The following is a 15,776-nucleotide window of genomic DNA, read 5'->3' as shown; positions in this document are numbered from 1 at the left end:
GAATACTGCAGTTTTGCTGCGCACTCGCTAGAATGGCGGCCTTAGTAAAGTTTTTGGAGTTTTCCCCTCATGCGCACTTTTCGGTTGGTGATTGCGTGCCCCGACGGCGTCGGCATTGTCGCCAAGGTCAGCAATTTCCTTGCCTCCCACAATGGCTGGATCACTGAAGCAAGCCACCACTCGGACGACCAGAGCGGTTGGTTCTTTATGCGTCACGAGATTCGTGCCGATTCCCTGCCGTTCGGGCTGGAGGCGTTTCGTGAGGCATTTGCCCCGATCGCCGAAGAGTTCTCGATGGAGTGGCGCATTACCGATACGGCGCAGAAAAAACGCGTGGTATTGATGGCGAGCCGCGAATCCCACTGCCTGGCAGATCTGCTGCACCGCTGGCACAGCGATGAACTGGACTGCGATATTTCCTGCGTGATCTCCAATCACGACGACCTGCGCAGCATGGTCGAGTGGCATGGCATCCCGTTCTATCACGTACCGGTTGACCCGAAGAACAAGGAGCCGGCTTTCGCCGAAGTCTCGCGTCTGGTCAAGCACCATGCTGCCGAAGTGGTGGTACTGGCCCGTTACATGCAAATCCTGCCACCTGACCTGTGCAGCGAATATGCCGGCCAGGTCATCAATATCCACCACAGCTTCCTGCCGTCGTTTGTCGGCGCCAAGCCTTATCACCAGGCCTCGATGCGGGGCGTGAAGCTGATCGGTGCAACCTGCCATTATGTGACTGAAGAGCTGGATGCCGGTCCTATCATCGAGCAGGACGTGGTACGTGTCAGCCACAGTGACAGCATTGAGGATATGGTGCGTTTCGGCCGTGATGTCGAGAAAATGGTACTGGCCCGTGGCTTGCGTTATCACCTTGAAGATCGCGTGCTGGTGCATGGCAACAAGACTGTAGTGTTCTGATCGACACCGTGGGAGCGAGCCTGCTCGCGAAGGATTGCCGGCGGAGGATGTGATGAGCGATCCACTCGACAAGGCGACATCCAGTGCTCCACCGACCTTGGGTGAGGGCTGTCTGAGTCGCTATGACCCGGATGCCCTCAGCCCCGAGGACGGCACCGACTTCCCCGGTGCCGCCGAGCTTTGGGCGCAGGAGCTAGACGCTGCAGGCATGCAGCGTGTGCCTGAAGCCTAAATCCTGAAACTGCCCACCAGATGCTTCAGGCGGGCAGCCTGCTGTTCCAGATCGGAACACGCGCGAAGGGTTGATTGAAGGTTTTCGACGCCTTCCTGATTCAGCGTATTGATCTCGGTAATGTCCATATTGATCGACTCGACCACCGAGGTTTGTTCCTCGGTTGCCGTGGCGACAGACTGGTTCATGCCGTCGATTTCACCAATGCGTACGGTCACGCTGATCAGGCGCTCGCCCGCGCGGTTGGCGATTTCCACGCTGTCCTGGCTGTGACGCTGGCTTTCTTCCATGGTGCTCACTGAGCCTCGGGCACTGATCTGCAATTCTTCGATCATTTTCTGCACTTGCTGCGCCGATTCCTGGGTGCGGTGTGCCAGGTTGCGCACTTCATCGGCGACCACGGCAAAGCCACGCCCGGCTTCGCCAGCACGAGCTGCTTCAATGGCGGCGTTAAGGGCCAGCAGGTTGGTTTGCTGGGAAATGCTGGTAATCACCTCCAGGATTTGACCGATATTCACCGTCTTGTCGTTAAGCGACTCGATATGACCGCTGGAAGTGCCAAGCATTTGCGACAGCTTCTGCATCGAGCTGATGCTGCGTTCGACCACTTCCTGGCCTTCCTCGGCAAGGCTGCGTGCATCGCTGGCCTGGTGCGAGGCCTGGGCGGCGTTGCGGGCGATCTCCTGTGCGGCGGCGCCCAGTTCGTTGATAGCAGCGGCGACGCTACTGGTGCGGCTGGCCTGTTCGTCAGAGTTGAGCATCGATGAGTTGGAAGCGCTGACAACCCGCAGGACCACCTCGTTGACCTGGCCGGTGGCCGAGGCCACTTCGCTGATGGAAGCGTGAATGCGCTCGACAAAACGGTTGAATGCGCTGCCCAGGGTACCGAATTCATCCTGGGACTCCACCACCAGGCGGCGCGTCAGGTCGCCTTCGCCTTCGGCAATATTCTGCATGGCGCGGGTCATCACGTGCAGCGGTTGCATCAGCAGGCGAATCAACAGGCCGAGCAGGGCGATGATCGAAACCACGGCGATAACCGTGGCAATAATTGCCGACGTACGGAACTCACTGAGCGCTGCGAAAGCCTGCTGCTTGTCAACCGACAGGCCGATGTACCAGTTGGCTGAGCCCAGCCCTTTGATCGGGGTGAAGCTTACGATCCGGGTTTTGCCATTGGCCTGGATCTCGCTGAACGCAGTGGTGATCGCGGGAGTGTCCAGCGGATAGATGTCCTTCAGGTTCCTGGTGGCCAGGCTCTTGTCCGGGTGCACCAGGATTTCGCCGTCGGCATTGATCAGAAAGGCGTAACCCATGCCGTTGAAATTCAGCGCGTTGATGCTGTCGGTGATGGCTTGCAGGGTCATGTCGGCGCCGACCACACCCAGGGTTTGAGAGCCCTTTTTTACCGGGGCCGCGATGGTAATGACCATCTGTCCGGTGGCAGCATCTATATAGGGTTTGGTCAGGCTGGAGCTGCTGCTGTTGAACGCATCCTTGTACCAGGGCCGGGTGCGCGGATCGTAGCCGTCAGGCATCTTGCTGTCAGGGCGAATGGTAAATCCGCCTTGGCTGTCACCAAAATAAACCGACATAAAGGTACTGCTCAGGGTTTTTTGTTCCAGCAGGCTGGCCACCTGGGCGGGCTCTGGTGTCAGGGCGATGGATTCAGCGAGGTTTTGCGCCAGCAGGATCCGGCCACCGAGCCAGGTCTGAATGTTATTGGCCGTGACACTGCCCATCTCGTGCAGGTAGTTGTCCAGGTTGTTGCGGATGGCGTTGCGTTGCAAGTAGTCGTTATACAGCGTAAATAGCGAAAAGGCGGCTATTACGATCAGGGACGCGGCAAGCAGGATTTTATGACTGAAACGCAGGTTTTTATTCATGGCTTGAAGGGTCCGCTAAGGTCTAAAAGTGTGCGACATACACTCTGGTAAAACGCGCGCTCTACACAGCACTGCCTGAACAGGGCAAGTTGGCTGTTGATCAAGCCGCTTTACCACGCTAAATCCGGTTTTATGTGGTCTAGCATTCAGTGTGTATCGACCCGCGATCGCTAAAGATTAATCAAAGGTGGCAAAATGCCTGACTCTTCTGCTCTAGTAATCGGCGCTGACCTTTCGGCTCAGCCCATCGCGCAGTCCTTGCGCCTGGCCAATCGCCACGGTTTAGTGGCGGGAGCCACGGGCACGGGTAAAACCGTTACGCTTCAGCGGCTGGCTGAACAGTTCAGTGATGCCGGGGTGGCCGTCTTCGCCGCCGACATCAAGGGTGACTTGTGCGGCCTGGGTGCGGCCGGCAATCCCCAGGGCAAGATTGCCGAACGGATCGCGGGAATGCCCTGGCTCAATTACCAGCCCAAGGCCTATCCGGTTACTTTGTGGGATATCCAGGGCAAGACGGGTCACCCATTGCGCACGACCCTGAGTGACATGGGGCCGTTGCTGCTGGGCAGCCTGCTGGAGCTGACCGACAGCCAGCAGTCGGCCCTCTATGCCGCCTTCAAGGTGGCGGATCGGGAAGGGTTGTTGCTGCTTGACCTTAAAGACCTCAAGGCACTGCTCAATCACCTGCGTGACAACCCACAAGTGCTTGGCGATGACGCGGCCCTGATGACCACGGGCTCCAGCCAGGCGTTGTTGCGCCGTCTGGCAACCCTTGAGCAGCAGGGTGCAGAAGCCCTGTTTGGTGAGCCGGCACTGCAGCTCGACGATATTTTGCAGCCCGCCAGCGACGGGCGCGGGCAGATCCATCTGCTCGATGCCAGCCGCCTGGTGCATGAAGCGCCCAAGGTCTACGCAACGTTCCTGTTGTGGTTGCTGGCGGAGCTTTTCGAACAGTTGCCCGAGCGCGGCGATGCAGACAAGCCCTTACTGGCGCTGTTTTTCGACGAAGCGCATCTGTTGTTTGCCGGTACGCCAAAAGCATTGCAGGACCGGCTGGAACAAGTGGTCAGGTTGATTCGTTCCAAGGGTGTAGGGGTGTATTTCGTCACTCAATCACCGGCGGACTTGCCCGATACGGTGCTGGCACAGTTGGGGTTGCGTATCCAGCACGGGCTGCGGGCCTTTACGGCCAAAGAGCAGAAATCCCTGAAAGCTGTGGCAGACGGCTTTCGCCCCAATCCGGCATTCAGCGCGCTGGCCGTACTGACGGAGCTGGGCACGGGGGAGGCTCTGGTGGGCATGCTTGAGGAAAAAGGCACGCCGGCGATGGTTCAGCGGGTGCTGATTGCGCCACCGCAATCGCGTATAGGCCCGCTGACGGAGGCCGAAAGGGCTGCATTGATCAGCCGTTCAGCGCTGCAGGGGCGTTATGACAAGCCCGTTGATCGAGAGTCGGCTTATGAAATCCTCATGGCCCGCAAAGGCGTGGCGCCGCAAGATCAGGCGCAGACACAGGCTGCACAGCACGAGCCGGGGTTTCTTGATCAGGCGGGAGACTTTTTGGGCACGACAGCAGGCAAGGCCTTGCAGTCGATGGCGCGTCAGGCGGCGGGTCAGATGGGCCGTCAGCTGGTGCGCGGGCTGTTGGGGTCGTTACTGGGTAACAGCAAGCGCAAATAAATAACAAGACTGCAACTGTGGGAGCGAGCAGGCTCGCTCCCACAATGGGGCTTGATCAGGAGGATCAGTCGGGTTTTGGCCGCGCGTGGCTGGCCAGGCGTTCAAGGGCCGCGCGCAAGGCCGGGTCGGTAATGCCATCGGCCGTTGCCTGGATGGTCTGGGCGGCATCGACGGACAAATCCAGCGTATGCCCCGCGACCTTGGCCTGTACCGTGGGCGGCTGCACCTTGAACAAAATGCGGGTCAGGCTGGCGAACTCGTCGAATGCCTGCAGTTGGCGCAGCAGGCGCTTTTGCTGATAGCGCAGGCGAGTGGCCCAATGGCCGTCGGTCACGATCAGCAACAAACTCCCTTCACGCCATGAGGCAACGTGACAATGCTCCCTCGCGGCGGGCTGAAGCTGGCTTTCAAGCAGGCGTTGCAGGTGTGCCAGGCGCTTGGCATGGCCGAAAATAGCTTTTAGGGGCTTGGCCTCGCGGAGCAGGACGGAGGGTGCCCGTGCTGGATGTGGGCGAAATGCCATGTTCAAACACCTGATAAAACAGAGCTGCAATCTTAGCAGATGCCTGCCTCTCACTGGTCCGGGCTAAGGTAAATCTGAATTTATTTATGAAATCAATGAGTAACTTCTTGTGCAAACGGGTTGAAGTTCAGCAAAAAGCCCTTATTTTAGGGAGGCCCCTTCACAACGCAGTACCAGTATCGTGGAATAACGCCACTTTCCTCACCGCCGTTTCCGGGTAGAATGCTCGTTCGCATGCGGCCATCAGGGCTGCTCGGGCGACTCTCGGGGCCGCCCTCCATCCCTATGTGTGGAAGATCCTGCCGATATGTTTGCGCCTTTGTTAAAGAAACTTTTTGGAAGCAAGAACGAGCGCGAAGTTAAACGCATGCTCAAGACAGTACAGGTCGTCAATTCCTTCGAAGAGCAGATGGTTGCCCTGACCGATGAGCAATTGCGCGCCAAGACCGAAGAGTTCAAGGCCCGCATAGCCAAAGGTGAGACCCTCGACCAACTGCTGCCAGAAGCCTTTGCGGTCTGCCGTGAAGCCGGCAAGCGTGTCATGGGCATGCGTCACTTCGATGTACAGCTGATCGGCGGCATGACCTTGCATGAAGGCATGATCGCAGAAATGCGTACGGGTGAAGGCAAGACCTTGGTAGCAACCCTGGGCGTTTACCTCAACGCATTGTCGGGCAAGGGCGTTCACGTGGTAACCGTGAACGACTACCTGGCTCGCCGGGATGCCAACTGGATGCGCCCGCTCTACGAGTTCCTGGGCCTTACGGTCGGTGTCGTGACACCGTTCCAGCCACCTCAGGAAAAGCGCGAAGCCTATGCTGCCGATATCACTTACGGCACCAACAACGAGTTCGGTTTCGATTACCTGCGTGACAACATGGCTTTCAGCATGGAAGAAAAATTCCAGCGCGAGCTTAATTTCGCCGTAATCGACGAAGTCGACTCCATCCTTATCGATGAAGCCCGTACTCCGCTGATCATCTCCGGTCAGGCTGAAGACAGCTCCAAGCTGTACATTGAAATCAACAAGCTGATCCCTCGCCTTGAGCAACACATCGAGGAAGTGGAAGGCGAAGTCACCAAGGCTGGCCATTTCACCATCGATGAAAAGACCCGCCAGGTTGAGCTGAACGAAGCCGGTCACCAGTTCGTTGAAGACATGCTGACCCAGATCGGCCTGCTCGCCGAAGGCGAAAGCCTGTACTCGGCGCACAACCTGGGCCTGTTGACCCACGTGTACGCTGCACTGCGCGCCCACAAGCTGTTCCATCGCAACGTTGAATACATCGTTGAAGACGGTCAGGTATTGCTGGTCGACGAACACACTGGGCGTACCATGCCGGGTCGTCGTCTGTCCGAAGGCCTGCACCAGGCGATCGAAGCGAAGGAAGGCCTGAATATCCAGGCAGAGAGCCAGACCCTGGCCTCGACCACCTTCCAGAACTACTTCCGCCTGTACAACAAGCTGTCGGGCATGACCGGTACAGCAGACACCGAAGCGTTTGAATTCCACCAGATCTACGGTCTGTCGGTAATGGTCATCCCGCCGAACAAGCCGCTGGCGCGTAAAGACTACAACGACCTGGTGTTCCTCACCGCGGACGAGAAGTACGCGGCAATCGTGGCCGACATCAAGGACTGCATGGCCAAGGGTCGTCCGGTGCTGGTGGGTACGGCAACCATCGAAACCTCCGAGCACATGTCCAACCTTCTGAAGAAGGAAGGCATCGAGCACAAGGTTCTGAACGCCAAGTTCCACGAAAAAGAAGCAGAAATCATTGCACAGGCCGGTCGTCCGGGCGCGTTGACCATTGCAACCAACATGGCCGGTCGTGGTACCGACATCCTGTTGGGCGGCAACTGGGAAGTGGAAGTAGCCTCCCTGGAAAACCCGACACCTGAGCAGATCGCGCAGATCAAGGCCGACTGGCAAAAACGTCACCAGCAGGTGCTGGAGTCGGGTGGCCTGCATGTGATCGCTTCCGAGCGTCACGAATCGCGCCGTATCGACAACCAGCTGCGTGGCCGTGCCGGCCGTCAGGGTGACACCGGTTCCAGCCGTTTCTACCTGTCGCTGGAAGACAGCCTGATGCGTATCTTCGCCTCTGATCGGGTGAAGAACTTCATGAAGGCCCTGGGCATGCAGTCCGGCGAAGCGATTGAGCACCGCATGGTGACCAACGCGATCGAGAAGGCCCAGCGCAAGGTTGAAGGTCGCAACTTCGATATCCGCAAGCAATTGCTGGAGTTCGATGACGTCAACAACGAACAGCGTAAAGTGATTTATCACATGCGTAACACGTTGCTGGCAGCCGACAACATCGGTGAGACCATCGCCGACTTCCGCAAGGATGTACTGGACAGCACCGTAAGCGCTCATATTCCGCCACAATCGTTGCCGGAACAGTGGGACGTCAAAGGTCTGGAAGCGGCCATCGAAAGCGGCTTCGGGGTGAAACTGCCGATCCAGCAATGGCTCGACGAAGATGATCACCTGTACGAAGAAACCCTGCGTGAGAAGCTGCTGGCTGAATTGATTGCAGCTTACAACGAGAAAGAAGAGCAGGCCGGTGCTGAAGCACTGCGCACGTTCGAGAAGCAGATTGTGCTGCGCGTTCTGGATGACCTGTGGAAAGACCACCTGTCGACCATGGACCACCTGCGCCACGGTATCCACTTGCGCGGTTATGCGCAGAAGAACCCGAAGCAGGAGTACAAGCGCGAGTCGTTCAACCTGTTCTCCGAGCTGCTTGATTCGATCAAACGCGACTCGATCCGTGTGTTGTCCCACGTACAGGTTCGTCGTGAAGACCCGGTCGAAGAGGAGGCGCGCCTGCGCCAGGAAGCTGAAGACCTGGCTTCGCGCATGCAGTTCCAGCATGCTGAAGCGCCGGGCCTTGACCAGCCGGAGGCAATGGCCCAGGTGCTGCAAGGTGCTGACGTCGAAGATGTTGTGGCGGCAACCGAGCCTGTTCGTAGCGAGCAGAAGCTGGGTCGCAACGAGCTGTGCCACTGCGGCTCGGGCAAGAAATACAAGCACTGTCACGGGCAAATCAACTAAAGCCCGCTTCACCTGCTGAAACACCTGCGCCGCGACCGGCATTAGCCGTCGCGGCGTTTTACCATTGAATTCCCGTCCTTTTGCGGCGGCGCACAGAACTTTTTAGGAGCGCGTCATGGCTGTTGGTCTTGGTCCTTTGCCTGTTTTGCACCCGGTGGCCGGTTTTGAACTGGGTATCGCTTCTGCCGGTATCAAGCGCGCAGGGCGCAAGGACGTGGTGATTATGCGCTGCGCCGAAGGCTCCAGCGTGGCGGGTGTTTTCACCCTGAATGCGTTTTGCGCGGCCCCTGTGATTCTGGCCAAACAACGTGTGCAAGGCCCGGTTCGCTATTTGCTGACCAACACGGGCAATGCCAACGCCGGTACCGGTGAGCCAGGGCTGATCGCTGCAACCCGGACCTGCGCCAGGCTGGCTGAACTGACCGGCGTTGATGCCAGTGCAGTGCTGCCGTATTCCACCGGGGTGATCGGCGAGCCGCTGCCTGTCGAGAAGATCGAAGGCGCATTGCAAGCCGCGCTGGACGATTTGTCCGAGAACAACTGGGCCGAGGCTGCAACCGGCATCATGACCACCGACACCCTGCCAAAGGGTGCCAGCCGTCAGTTCGAGCATGAAGGCGTAACCATCACCGTGACCGGTATCAGCAAGGGTGCGGGCATGATTCGTCCAAATATGGCCACCATGCTGGGCTACATCGCCACCGACGCCAAAGTTGCCCGCGACGTGTTGCAAAACCTGCTGCTCGACGGTGCGAACAAGTCGTTCAACCGCATCACTATCGATGGCGATACTTCGACCAACGACTGCTGCATGCTGATTGCCACCGGCAAGGCTGCCCTGCCTGAAATTACAGAAGCCAGCGGCCCGCTGTTTGCCGCGTTGAAACGGGCGGTGCTGGAAGTCTGCATGGAGGTGGCGCAGGCCATCGTGCGTGACGGTGAGGGTGCGACCAAGTTTGTCACCGTTGAAGTAAATGGCGGCGCCAATCACCAGGAGTGCCTGGACGTGGGGTACACCGTTGCACACTCGCCGCTGATCAAGACCGCGCTGTTTGCCTCGGACCCGAACTGGGGCCGCATTCTGGCTGCAGTGGGCCGCGCAGGCGTGCCGGATCTGGACGTCAGCAAGATTGACGTATTCCTGGGTGAAGTGTGCATTGCCAGCGGCGGCGCCCGTTCGGCCACTTACACCGAAGAGCAGGGCTCGGCAGTGATGGCTCGCGAAGAAATCACCATCCGCATCGAATTGGGTCGTGGTACCTGCAGCGAGACTATCTGGACCACTGACCTGTCCCACGAATACGTGAAAATCAACGCCGAGTACCGTACCTAAGTCGTCTCGACATCACGGGGTTGTCAGCCGATCCTGCGCGGGCAGCACCGTGATGCCTTGAGGGCATCAGATTTACCCCCTAATTCTCAAGGTGTCTGTGTATGAGCTTCCACCTGATCATTGGCGACAAGTTGCACTCTTCGTGGTCCCTGCGTGGCGCGCTGGCGCTGGATCTGGCGGGTGCTGCCTACACCGAGACACTGATAAAACTGGGTCAGCCGGATACCCGGGCACTGATTCTGCAACACTCGGCAACGGGTAAAGTACCGTTGCTCAAGACCGAACATGGCACCATCGCTGACTCGCTGGCGATTGCCGAATATCTGAATGAGCGTTTCCCTGCGGCCCAGTTATGGCCTGCAGATATCAAGGCACGGGCCCAGGCCCGATCGGCTTGCGCGCAAATGCACAGCGGCTTTTTTGCGTTGCGGGGCAATCTGCCATTTGATTTGAGCCATGATCAGGCGCTGGTACCCATGCCGGCCGAGGCTCAGGCCGACATCGAGCGCATCATTGCCTTGTGGGCAGAGTGCCGTGCTGTGGCCAGCGAACGCGGGCCGTACCTGTTCGGGCGGTTGAGTGTGGCTGATGCGTTTTTCGCGCCGGTGGCTGTGCGCCTTCGCACTTATCGCGTGGAGCTGTCAGCAGAAGATCAAGCGTATATCGACGCCATTTATCAATGGCCTGCGTTCAAAGCCTGGCAACAGGCCGGATTAGAGGAAGTACAAGGGTGAAACGAGTTCATGTGGCTGCGGCCGTTATCCGAGGCACAGACGGCAGCATTCTGATCGCTCGTCGCGCTGACACTCAGCATCAGGGCGGTCTGTGGGAATTTCCCGGCGGCAAGGTCGAGGCCGGGGAATCGGTCGAAGCTGCACTGGCGCGCGAGCTGAAAGAAGAGTTGGGCATTACGGTCGAGGTGGCCCGGCCTCTGATCAAGGTTCAGCATGACTATCCGGATAAGCAGGTTCTGCTGGATGTATGGGAAGTTTCGGCGTTTTCCGGCGAACCTCATGGCGTAGAAGGTCAGCCACTGGCTTGGGTCAGTCAGCGCGAGTTGGTGGACTACAGGTTCCCTGACGCCAATCAGCCCATTGTGGGCGCTGCCCGCTTGCCCGATCAGTACCTGATTACGCCGGATGAACTGGAGACCCCTGAGCTGTTGCGCGGTATCCAGAAGGCGATTGCAGGCGGGATCAGGCTGATTTCGTTGCGTGCCCCCAATGGGTACGACCCCAAGTACCGCGACCTGGCGGTGGACGCGACCGGCTTGTGTGCCGGCAAGGCGCAGTTGATGCTCAAGGGGCCGTTGGAGTGGTTGGGGGATTTTCCTTCGGCCGGCTGGCATCTGACGGCCGCGCAATTGCGCAAGTACGCCGCCAAGGGTCGGCCATTGCCAAAAGACCGCTGGCTGGCTGCTTCATGCCATAACTCCGAGGAGCTGGCGCTGGCTGAACAGATGGATGTGGACTTCGTGACCCTGTCGCCGGTGCTGGCGACGCAGACCCACCCTGATGCACAGCCACTGGGCTGGGAGCAGGCGCAGCAATTGATCGCCAATTTCAGCAGGCCGGTATTTTTGCTGGGTGGGCTCGGCCCGGATGATCGCCAGCAGGCGTGGCAGATCGGTGCCCAGGGCGTGGCGGGTATTCGGGCGTTCTGGCCGCAGGTTTGATGTGATTCGGAGGCTGTTGCGGGTCCCGCGACGGCATGCACGTTCTGTTGGTTGTGGGAGCGAGCCTGCTCGCGAACGACCTTCGCGAGCAGGCTCGCTCCCACAGATTCAGTTTTTCCTGTAGTCGCTGACGAGTAGAGCGACTACAAATGAACGACATCAAGCCTTTGGTTTGGCTGCCGCCTGCCACAGGATCTCTGCAACCCCCTGGCGCTTGGCAATCAGGCGCGCGGCGACAAACAGCAAGTCAGACAAGCGATTGATATACGCCAGCCCCACACCTGCCAGTGGCTCCAATGCATTGAGCTGCTGGCAGCGGCGTTCGGCACTACGTGCCAGGCTGCGGCAAACATGGGCCTGGGCTATCAGGCTCGAGCCGCCGGGCAGAATGAAGTTCTCCAGTGGCCCCAGCTCCTCATTCCAGCGATCGATCGCAGTTTCAAGCCGTTCGATCTCGGCAGCGTTAAGTGCCTGATATTCCGGCATCGCCAACTCACCCCCCAGGTCAAACAAACGGTGCTGACACGGCTCAAGCACCTCGATCAGCTCGTTGAGCCCCGGCTGGCTGGCACTGTGCTCGATGAGCCCGGCCAGGAGCAGGCCGACCTGGCTGTTAAGCGTATCGACTTCGCCGATGGCTTCTATGCGCGGGTGATCCTTGGGCACACGGCGACCGTCGCCAAGCCCTGTTTCGCCCTTGTCGCCGGTGCGGGTATAAATTTTCGATAAGCGAAAGCCCATGGTTACATTTCCACGTTGGTTGGTTCGGGGGAGGCCGGCTGGTTGCCGGCCAAGGGCAGGCGCAGGGTAAAACAGGTGCCTTGGCCCTGGGTTGAGTGCACTTCCATTTGGCCCTTGTGGTTGTTGGTAATGATGAAGTACGACACGGACAGGCCAAGCCCTGTGCCCTGGCCAACTTCCTTGGTGGTGAAGAAGGGCTCGAAAATTCGTTTGCGCACCGCCTCGGGCATACCGGCACCGTTGTCTTCGACCTGTATTTCCGCCCAGGGCGGGTTGAGCCTGGTGCGCAGGGTTATGCGTCCCGGCTCGCTCTGATCGGCACGTTGATGAATGGCCTGGGCGGCGTTCTTCAGCAAATTGAGCAGCACCTGCTCCAGTTCGTTGGGGATGCCGGGCACCGGTCCCAGTTGCGGGTCGAACTGGCGAGTGATGGCTTGTCCCATAAAGTCAAAACCAATGGCCAGGTCGAAATCATTGCTGGCGATGTCCAGAGCCTGGTCAATCAGGGCCGACAGATCACAGGGGCTCATCTGCCGGTTGCTGCGGCGGCTGAAGCTGAGCATATGGGTGACAATTTTCGCCGCGCGTGCACCGGCCTGTTGAATGCCATCCAGTAGTTGCGGGATTTCCCGGGCCTGCAGGTAGTGGTTGACCACCTCCAGGTCGATGCCGGTCTGCTCGGCTTGTTCGATGTTCTTGGGCAACTCGCTCGACAGGCGCCTGCGAATGTTCTGTACGTTATGCAGGATCGCTCCCAGCGGATTGTTGATTTCGTGAGCCATGCCGGCAGCCAGCCCGCCTACGGAAAGCATTTTTTCCGATTGCACCATCATGTCTTCCAGCGACAGGCGCTGGGTGATGTCATCGATGCGGATCACCACGCCGCGTCCACCACCGCCCATCAGGGGGTAAAAGGTCAGGGCATAGTGGCGGGCTTCCTCGCCCTGATTCCAGGTGACGCGTTCAATTTTTGCGACCTGGTGGTGCTCAATGGTGTCTTTGAGTTGCGGCAGGAAGGGCTTGAGAGGTTCAAATGCCAGCTCGATGGGCTTGTTCAGGGCTTCATCCAGCTGCGTGCCGGAGAGGGCGCTGGCTTCCTGGTTCCATTGGGTGACATAGAGCTGTTCGTCCAGTGCAATCAGCGCCGAAGGCATGGAGTCGATGATGCAGTTGAGGTAGTTCTGAAAACCGGTAAGTTTTTTCTCGATTTTGCTGCGTACCTGGACTTCCAGTTCCAGCTTGCGATTGGTGTTGCGGGTTTCTTCGGCCAGCGACTGCGCTTGATCGTACGCCTGGCGGGCCTCGTCCCGTGCGCGTTTGAGCGCTTGATCGCGTACTTCAATGCGCGACAGCATGGTGTTGAATGCCTCAGCCAGGCTACCGATTTCGTCGTTGTTGCCGGGCGCCGCGCGCAATGCGTAGTTCTCCTCGCGAGTGACCTGGCGGGACAGTACTTCAAGGCGGTGAATAGGCTGGGTAATCAGGCGCTTGATCTGCCGCGCCACCACGAACCAGAGCAAAGCGCTGATGATCAGAATGCCCAGGCTGGCCGTTAGCGTGCCGGTATAGAACGCCATTGGCAGTTCGCTGCTGGCGATCAGCAACAAATGCCCGGGGGGCTGGTCGCCGTTATGCAGGCGGGTGATTTGATGGCTGCGCAGTTCGGTGAGGCTCCAGGCCTCAAGTTGACGATAGTGCTCCGGAAGTGGCAGGTGTTCGCCGTGTTGCAGTTGTCCCAGCAGGTTGCCCGCGCTGTCATAAATGGCGGCAGCACGCAGGGGGGCGTAGCTGCCGATCTCGTTGAGCAGGGCTTTGGCGCTTTGCGGCGAGTCCAGTGCGTGGGTGATCAGGTCGGGGTTTGCGGTCAGCTTGCCCAGGGTTTGCAGGGCTTGCGGAGCCGTGCTCTCGTGGGAGATCCAGTACGCGACGCTGATAAACGTCAAGTTGGCCACCAGCAATACGGTGGCCAGCAAGGCGAGCAGGGCGGTCAGCAGCTTCTGGCCTACCGGGAGGTTTTCAAGGCGCTGGCGCAAGGGCATGAGATGGCCATTTGATAAAAGAACAGAAGGGCAGGGTAGCGCGGCCCTCAGTTGCAGGGCAATCCGCGCTGGCGCAGGTGTTCGCTCAAGCGTTGGTGCAGACCCTGCAGACAGGGGGCGGCGAACGATCGGTTGCGGGCGGCAGTGCAAGCGTAGCCCAGCAAGTAACTGATTTCGGTGCGCCGGCCCTGGCTGACATCTTGGTGCATCGATGAATAATTGTTGGCTGTCGCCTGGATGACCCGGTGCACCTCGGTGGCCAGGTCGATGGCGGCTTCTGCCTGGCCGCAGTGTTCCAGCAAGGCGCTGAGTTCGGCGCACAGGGTGTTCACTTCGGCATCATGGGCTTGCAAGCCGCCGTTGCGGCAATCATGGAGCACCGTCAGTGGGTTAATCGCACAGTTTAGTGCCAGTTTGCGCCACAACCTGCTCAGAATATTCGGGCTCCATTCATTGGCAATGGCGCTGAGTTGAAGCTCTTCCAGCCATTGAGGGGCAGGGCCATGACGTGGGTCGCCCAGCCAGGTATGGCCACGCCCGGCAAACACTACGCGCCAGTCGCCATCGCGATAGGCGCCTTCAGTGCTGGAGGCGAAGATGCAACGCGCGTGGGGTACCTGCGCAGCGACGGCCTGCTGGCTGCCGAGGCCATTTTGCAACAGGATCAGTTCGGCACCCGGGCTCAGGCGCCCGGCGATTTGCTTGACCGCCTGCTCGGCGTCGTATGCCTTGCAGGTGACCAGCAAGCGCTGGATAGGCTCGTCGGTTTCAGGGGTTTGTGCGCTGATGGGCCAGTGTTGTGAATCTTCGCCTTCAATCAGGGTCAACTTTTGCACGGCTTTATAGGCTTGCAGGCGGTCGTCGTTGCGCAGAATGAGGGTGACGGGCAGGCCGGCGCGTGCCAGTCGTGTTGCCCACAGCATCCCCATGCTGCCTGCACCGAGAATGTGCCAGGTGGTGCTAGCCCGTGCCGGTGCGTTTGGGGGATTTTGTGGGATGGCCGAATCTGGCATGTGAGCTCGCAAGTGAATGAAGTCGAAGAACCGCTATAATGCCCGCGCATTTTAACTGTCAGGTCAGGCGTGCTCCATCTGTGTTGAGCGCGCCGTTTATTATTGGAGAAATTACATGCCGTCGTTCGACGTGGTATCCGAACTGGACAAGCACGAAGTCACCAACGCCGTCGAGAACGCCGTCAAGGAGCTGGACCGTCGTTATGACCTCAAGGGTAAAGGTACTTTCGAGTTCAAGGAAAAGGATTTGACGGTCAACTTGACCGCTGAAGCCGACTTCCAGCTCGAAGCCATGATCGAGATCCTCAAGCTGGCACTGGTCAAGCGCAAGATCGACGTTCAGTGCCTTGAGGTCAAGGACGCTTACGCTTCGGGCAAGTTGATGAAGCAGGAAGCGGTGCTCAAGGAAGGCATTGATAAAGAGCTGGCGAAAAAGATCGTCGCTCACGTCAAGGACGCCAAGCTCAAGGTTCAGGCCGCCATTCAGGGCGAGCAAGTGCGTATCACGGGTAAAAAACGTGATGACCTGCAAGAAGCCATCGCTGCGTTGCGTGCCAAGACGTTCGACATGCCGCTGCAGTTCAACAACTTCCGCGACTGATCACCACCCGGGGAACCTCTGGCGATCATTGACGTCCGATTTTCCTGGGCGCTGCAGAAACGATTGAGCTGCCA

The 15,776-nt window shown here is 58.9% G+C and carries 13 protein-coding genes and 1 pseudogene; 8 read left to right on the top strand and 6 right to left on the bottom strand.

The window, feature by feature from the left end; genetic code table 11:
• The first annotated feature begins 69 nt into the window (after window positions 1–69).
• Complete coding sequence (purU, locus tag GHO42_RS21010) at window positions 70–918, top strand: formyltetrahydrofolate deformylase (RefSeq protein WP_095001795.1); 849 nt, start codon at window positions 70–72, stop codon at window positions 916–918.
• Window positions 919–970: 52 nt separating this feature from the next.
• Entirely contained in the window at window positions 971–1,150 is a 180-nt protein-coding gene (locus GHO42_RS21005; protein WP_095001794.1) for a hypothetical protein, read from the top strand.
• Here GHO42_RS21005 and GHO42_RS26500 read toward each other — a convergent pair.
• Entirely contained in the window at window positions 1,147–1,911 is a 765-nt protein-coding gene (locus GHO42_RS26500) for a methyl-accepting chemotaxis protein (protein WP_371926147.1), read from the bottom strand. The two genes, GHO42_RS21005 and GHO42_RS26500, sit on opposite strands and share 4 nt — an antisense overlap.
• 90 nt (window positions 1,912–2,001) lie before the next feature.
• A pseudogene (locus tag GHO42_RS26495) lies at window positions 2,002–3,036 on the bottom strand (cache domain-containing protein); the annotation flags it as partial.
• Between the two features lie 195 nt (window positions 3,037–3,231).
• Between GHO42_RS26495 and GHO42_RS20995 the strand changes: the two are divergent.
• A complete protein-coding gene (locus GHO42_RS20995; RefSeq protein WP_095022951.1) occupies window positions 3,232–4,716 on the top strand; it encodes a helicase HerA-like domain-containing protein in 1,485 nt (494 codons plus the stop codon).
• 64 nt (window positions 4,717–4,780) lie between these two features.
• Here the strand turns inward: GHO42_RS20995 and GHO42_RS20990 are convergent, their stop codons facing one another.
• Window positions 4,781–5,239: a DUF721 domain-containing protein gene (locus tag GHO42_RS20990; RefSeq protein WP_095001791.1), complete on the bottom strand. Its 459-nt coding sequence runs from the start codon at window positions 5,237–5,239 to the stop codon at window positions 4,781–4,783.
• Between the two features lie 307 nt (window positions 5,240–5,546).
• Between GHO42_RS20990 and secA the strand changes: the two genes are divergently transcribed.
• The 4 genes from secA (at window position 5,547) to GHO42_RS20970 (ending at window position 11,308) form a co-directional block, all read left to right on the top strand.
• Window positions 5,547–8,300, top strand: a complete 2,754-nt coding sequence (gene secA, locus GHO42_RS20985; protein ID WP_095001790.1) for a preprotein translocase subunit SecA — start codon at window positions 5,547–5,549, stop codon at window positions 8,298–8,300.
• A 115-nt stretch (window positions 8,301–8,415) separates the two neighbouring features.
• The gene (argJ, locus tag GHO42_RS20980; RefSeq protein WP_095026570.1) at window positions 8,416–9,633 is read left to right on the top strand and encodes a bifunctional glutamate N-acetyltransferase/amino-acid acetyltransferase ArgJ; all 1,218 of its coding nucleotides are present in this window, start codon (window positions 8,416–8,418) and stop codon (window positions 9,631–9,633) included.
• 101 nt (window positions 9,634–9,734) lie between these two features.
• On the top strand, window positions 9,735–10,367 hold the full coding sequence (locus GHO42_RS20975; RefSeq protein ID WP_095001788.1) for a glutathione S-transferase: 633 nt from the start codon (window positions 9,735–9,737) through the stop codon (window positions 10,365–10,367).
• The gene (locus tag GHO42_RS20970; RefSeq protein WP_178126945.1) at window positions 10,364–11,308 is read left to right on the top strand and encodes a Nudix family hydrolase; all 945 of its coding nucleotides are present in this window, start codon (window positions 10,364–10,366) and stop codon (window positions 11,306–11,308) included. Before GHO42_RS20975 ends, GHO42_RS20970 begins: the two co-directional genes overlap by 4 nt.
• A gap of 159 nt (window positions 11,309–11,467) precedes the next feature.
• Here the strand turns inward: GHO42_RS20970 and GHO42_RS20965 are convergent, their stop codons facing one another.
• Genes GHO42_RS20965 through GHO42_RS20955 form a run of 3 tightly spaced genes read right to left on the bottom strand, consistent with a single transcriptional unit; the run spans window position 11,468 to window position 15,011 of the window.
• On the bottom strand, window positions 11,468–12,049 hold the full coding sequence (locus GHO42_RS20965; RefSeq protein ID WP_095001786.1) for a cob(I)yrinic acid a,c-diamide adenosyltransferase: 582 nt from the start codon (window positions 12,047–12,049) through the stop codon (window positions 11,468–11,470).
• Window positions 12,050–12,051: 2 nt separating this feature from the next.
• On the bottom strand, window positions 12,052–14,088 hold the full coding sequence (locus GHO42_RS20960; RefSeq protein WP_095022949.1) for an ATP-binding protein: 2,037 nt from the start codon (window positions 14,086–14,088) through the stop codon (window positions 12,052–12,054).
• Window positions 14,089–14,135: 47 nt separating this feature from the next.
• The gene (locus tag GHO42_RS20955; RefSeq protein WP_240881966.1) at window positions 14,136–15,011 is read right to left on the bottom strand and encodes a putative 2-dehydropantoate 2-reductase; all 876 of its coding nucleotides are present in this window, start codon (window positions 15,009–15,011) and stop codon (window positions 14,136–14,138) included.
• Between the two features lie 205 nt (window positions 15,012–15,216).
• On the opposite strand from GHO42_RS20955, the gene GHO42_RS20950 reads away from it, so the two are divergent.
• A complete protein-coding gene (locus tag GHO42_RS20950) occupies window positions 15,217–15,702 on the top strand; it encodes a YajQ family cyclic di-GMP-binding protein (protein ID WP_007906601.1) in 486 nt (161 codons plus the stop codon).
• Window positions 15,703–15,776 lie beyond the last annotated feature (74 nt).

It is taken from the genome of Pseudomonas sp. FSL R10-0056 (assembly GCF_009600105.1).
In the GTDB taxonomy this organism is placed as follows: domain Bacteria; phylum Pseudomonadota; class Gammaproteobacteria; order Pseudomonadales; family Pseudomonadaceae; genus Aquipseudomonas; species Aquipseudomonas bubulae.
The sequence above is the reverse complement of the archived record's forward strand: the minus strand, read 5'-3'. Positions and strand labels throughout refer to the sequence as shown.

Excerpts from the sequence above, each read along its gene's own strand:
- purU (WP_095001795.1), top strand. The coding sequence starts at position 70 with ATGCGCACTTTTCGGTTGGTGATTGCGTGCCCCGACGGCGTCGGCATT.
- GHO42_RS21005 (WP_095001794.1), top strand. The coding sequence starts at position 971 with ATGAGCGATCCACTCGACAAGGCGACATCCAGTGCTCCACCGACCTTG.
- GHO42_RS26500 (WP_371926147.1), bottom strand. The coding sequence starts at position 1,911 with ATGCTCAACTCTGACGAACAGGCCAGCCGCACCAGTAGCGTCGCCGCT.
- GHO42_RS20995 (WP_095022951.1), top strand. The coding sequence starts at position 3,232 with ATGCCTGACTCTTCTGCTCTAGTAATCGGCGCTGACCTTTCGGCTCAG.
- GHO42_RS20990 (WP_095001791.1), bottom strand. The coding sequence starts at position 5,239 with ATGGCATTTCGCCCACATCCAGCACGGGCACCCTCCGTCCTGCTCCGC.
- secA (WP_095001790.1), top strand. The coding sequence starts at position 5,547 with ATGTTTGCGCCTTTGTTAAAGAAACTTTTTGGAAGCAAGAACGAGCGC.
- argJ (WP_095026570.1), top strand. The coding sequence starts at position 8,416 with ATGGCTGTTGGTCTTGGTCCTTTGCCTGTTTTGCACCCGGTGGCCGGT.
- GHO42_RS20975 (WP_095001788.1), top strand. The coding sequence starts at position 9,735 with ATGAGCTTCCACCTGATCATTGGCGACAAGTTGCACTCTTCGTGGTCC.
- GHO42_RS20965 (WP_095001786.1), bottom strand. The coding sequence starts at position 12,049 with ATGGGCTTTCGCTTATCGAAAATTTATACCCGCACCGGCGACAAGGGC.
- GHO42_RS20960 (WP_095022949.1), bottom strand. The coding sequence starts at position 14,088 with ATGCCCTTGCGCCAGCGCCTTGAAAACCTCCCGGTAGGCCAGAAGCTG.
- GHO42_RS20955 (WP_240881966.1), bottom strand. The coding sequence starts at position 15,011 with ATGCTGTGGGCAACACGACTGGCACGCGCCGGCCTGCCCGTCACCCTC.
- GHO42_RS20950 (WP_007906601.1), top strand. The coding sequence starts at position 15,217 with ATGCCGTCGTTCGACGTGGTATCCGAACTGGACAAGCACGAAGTCACC.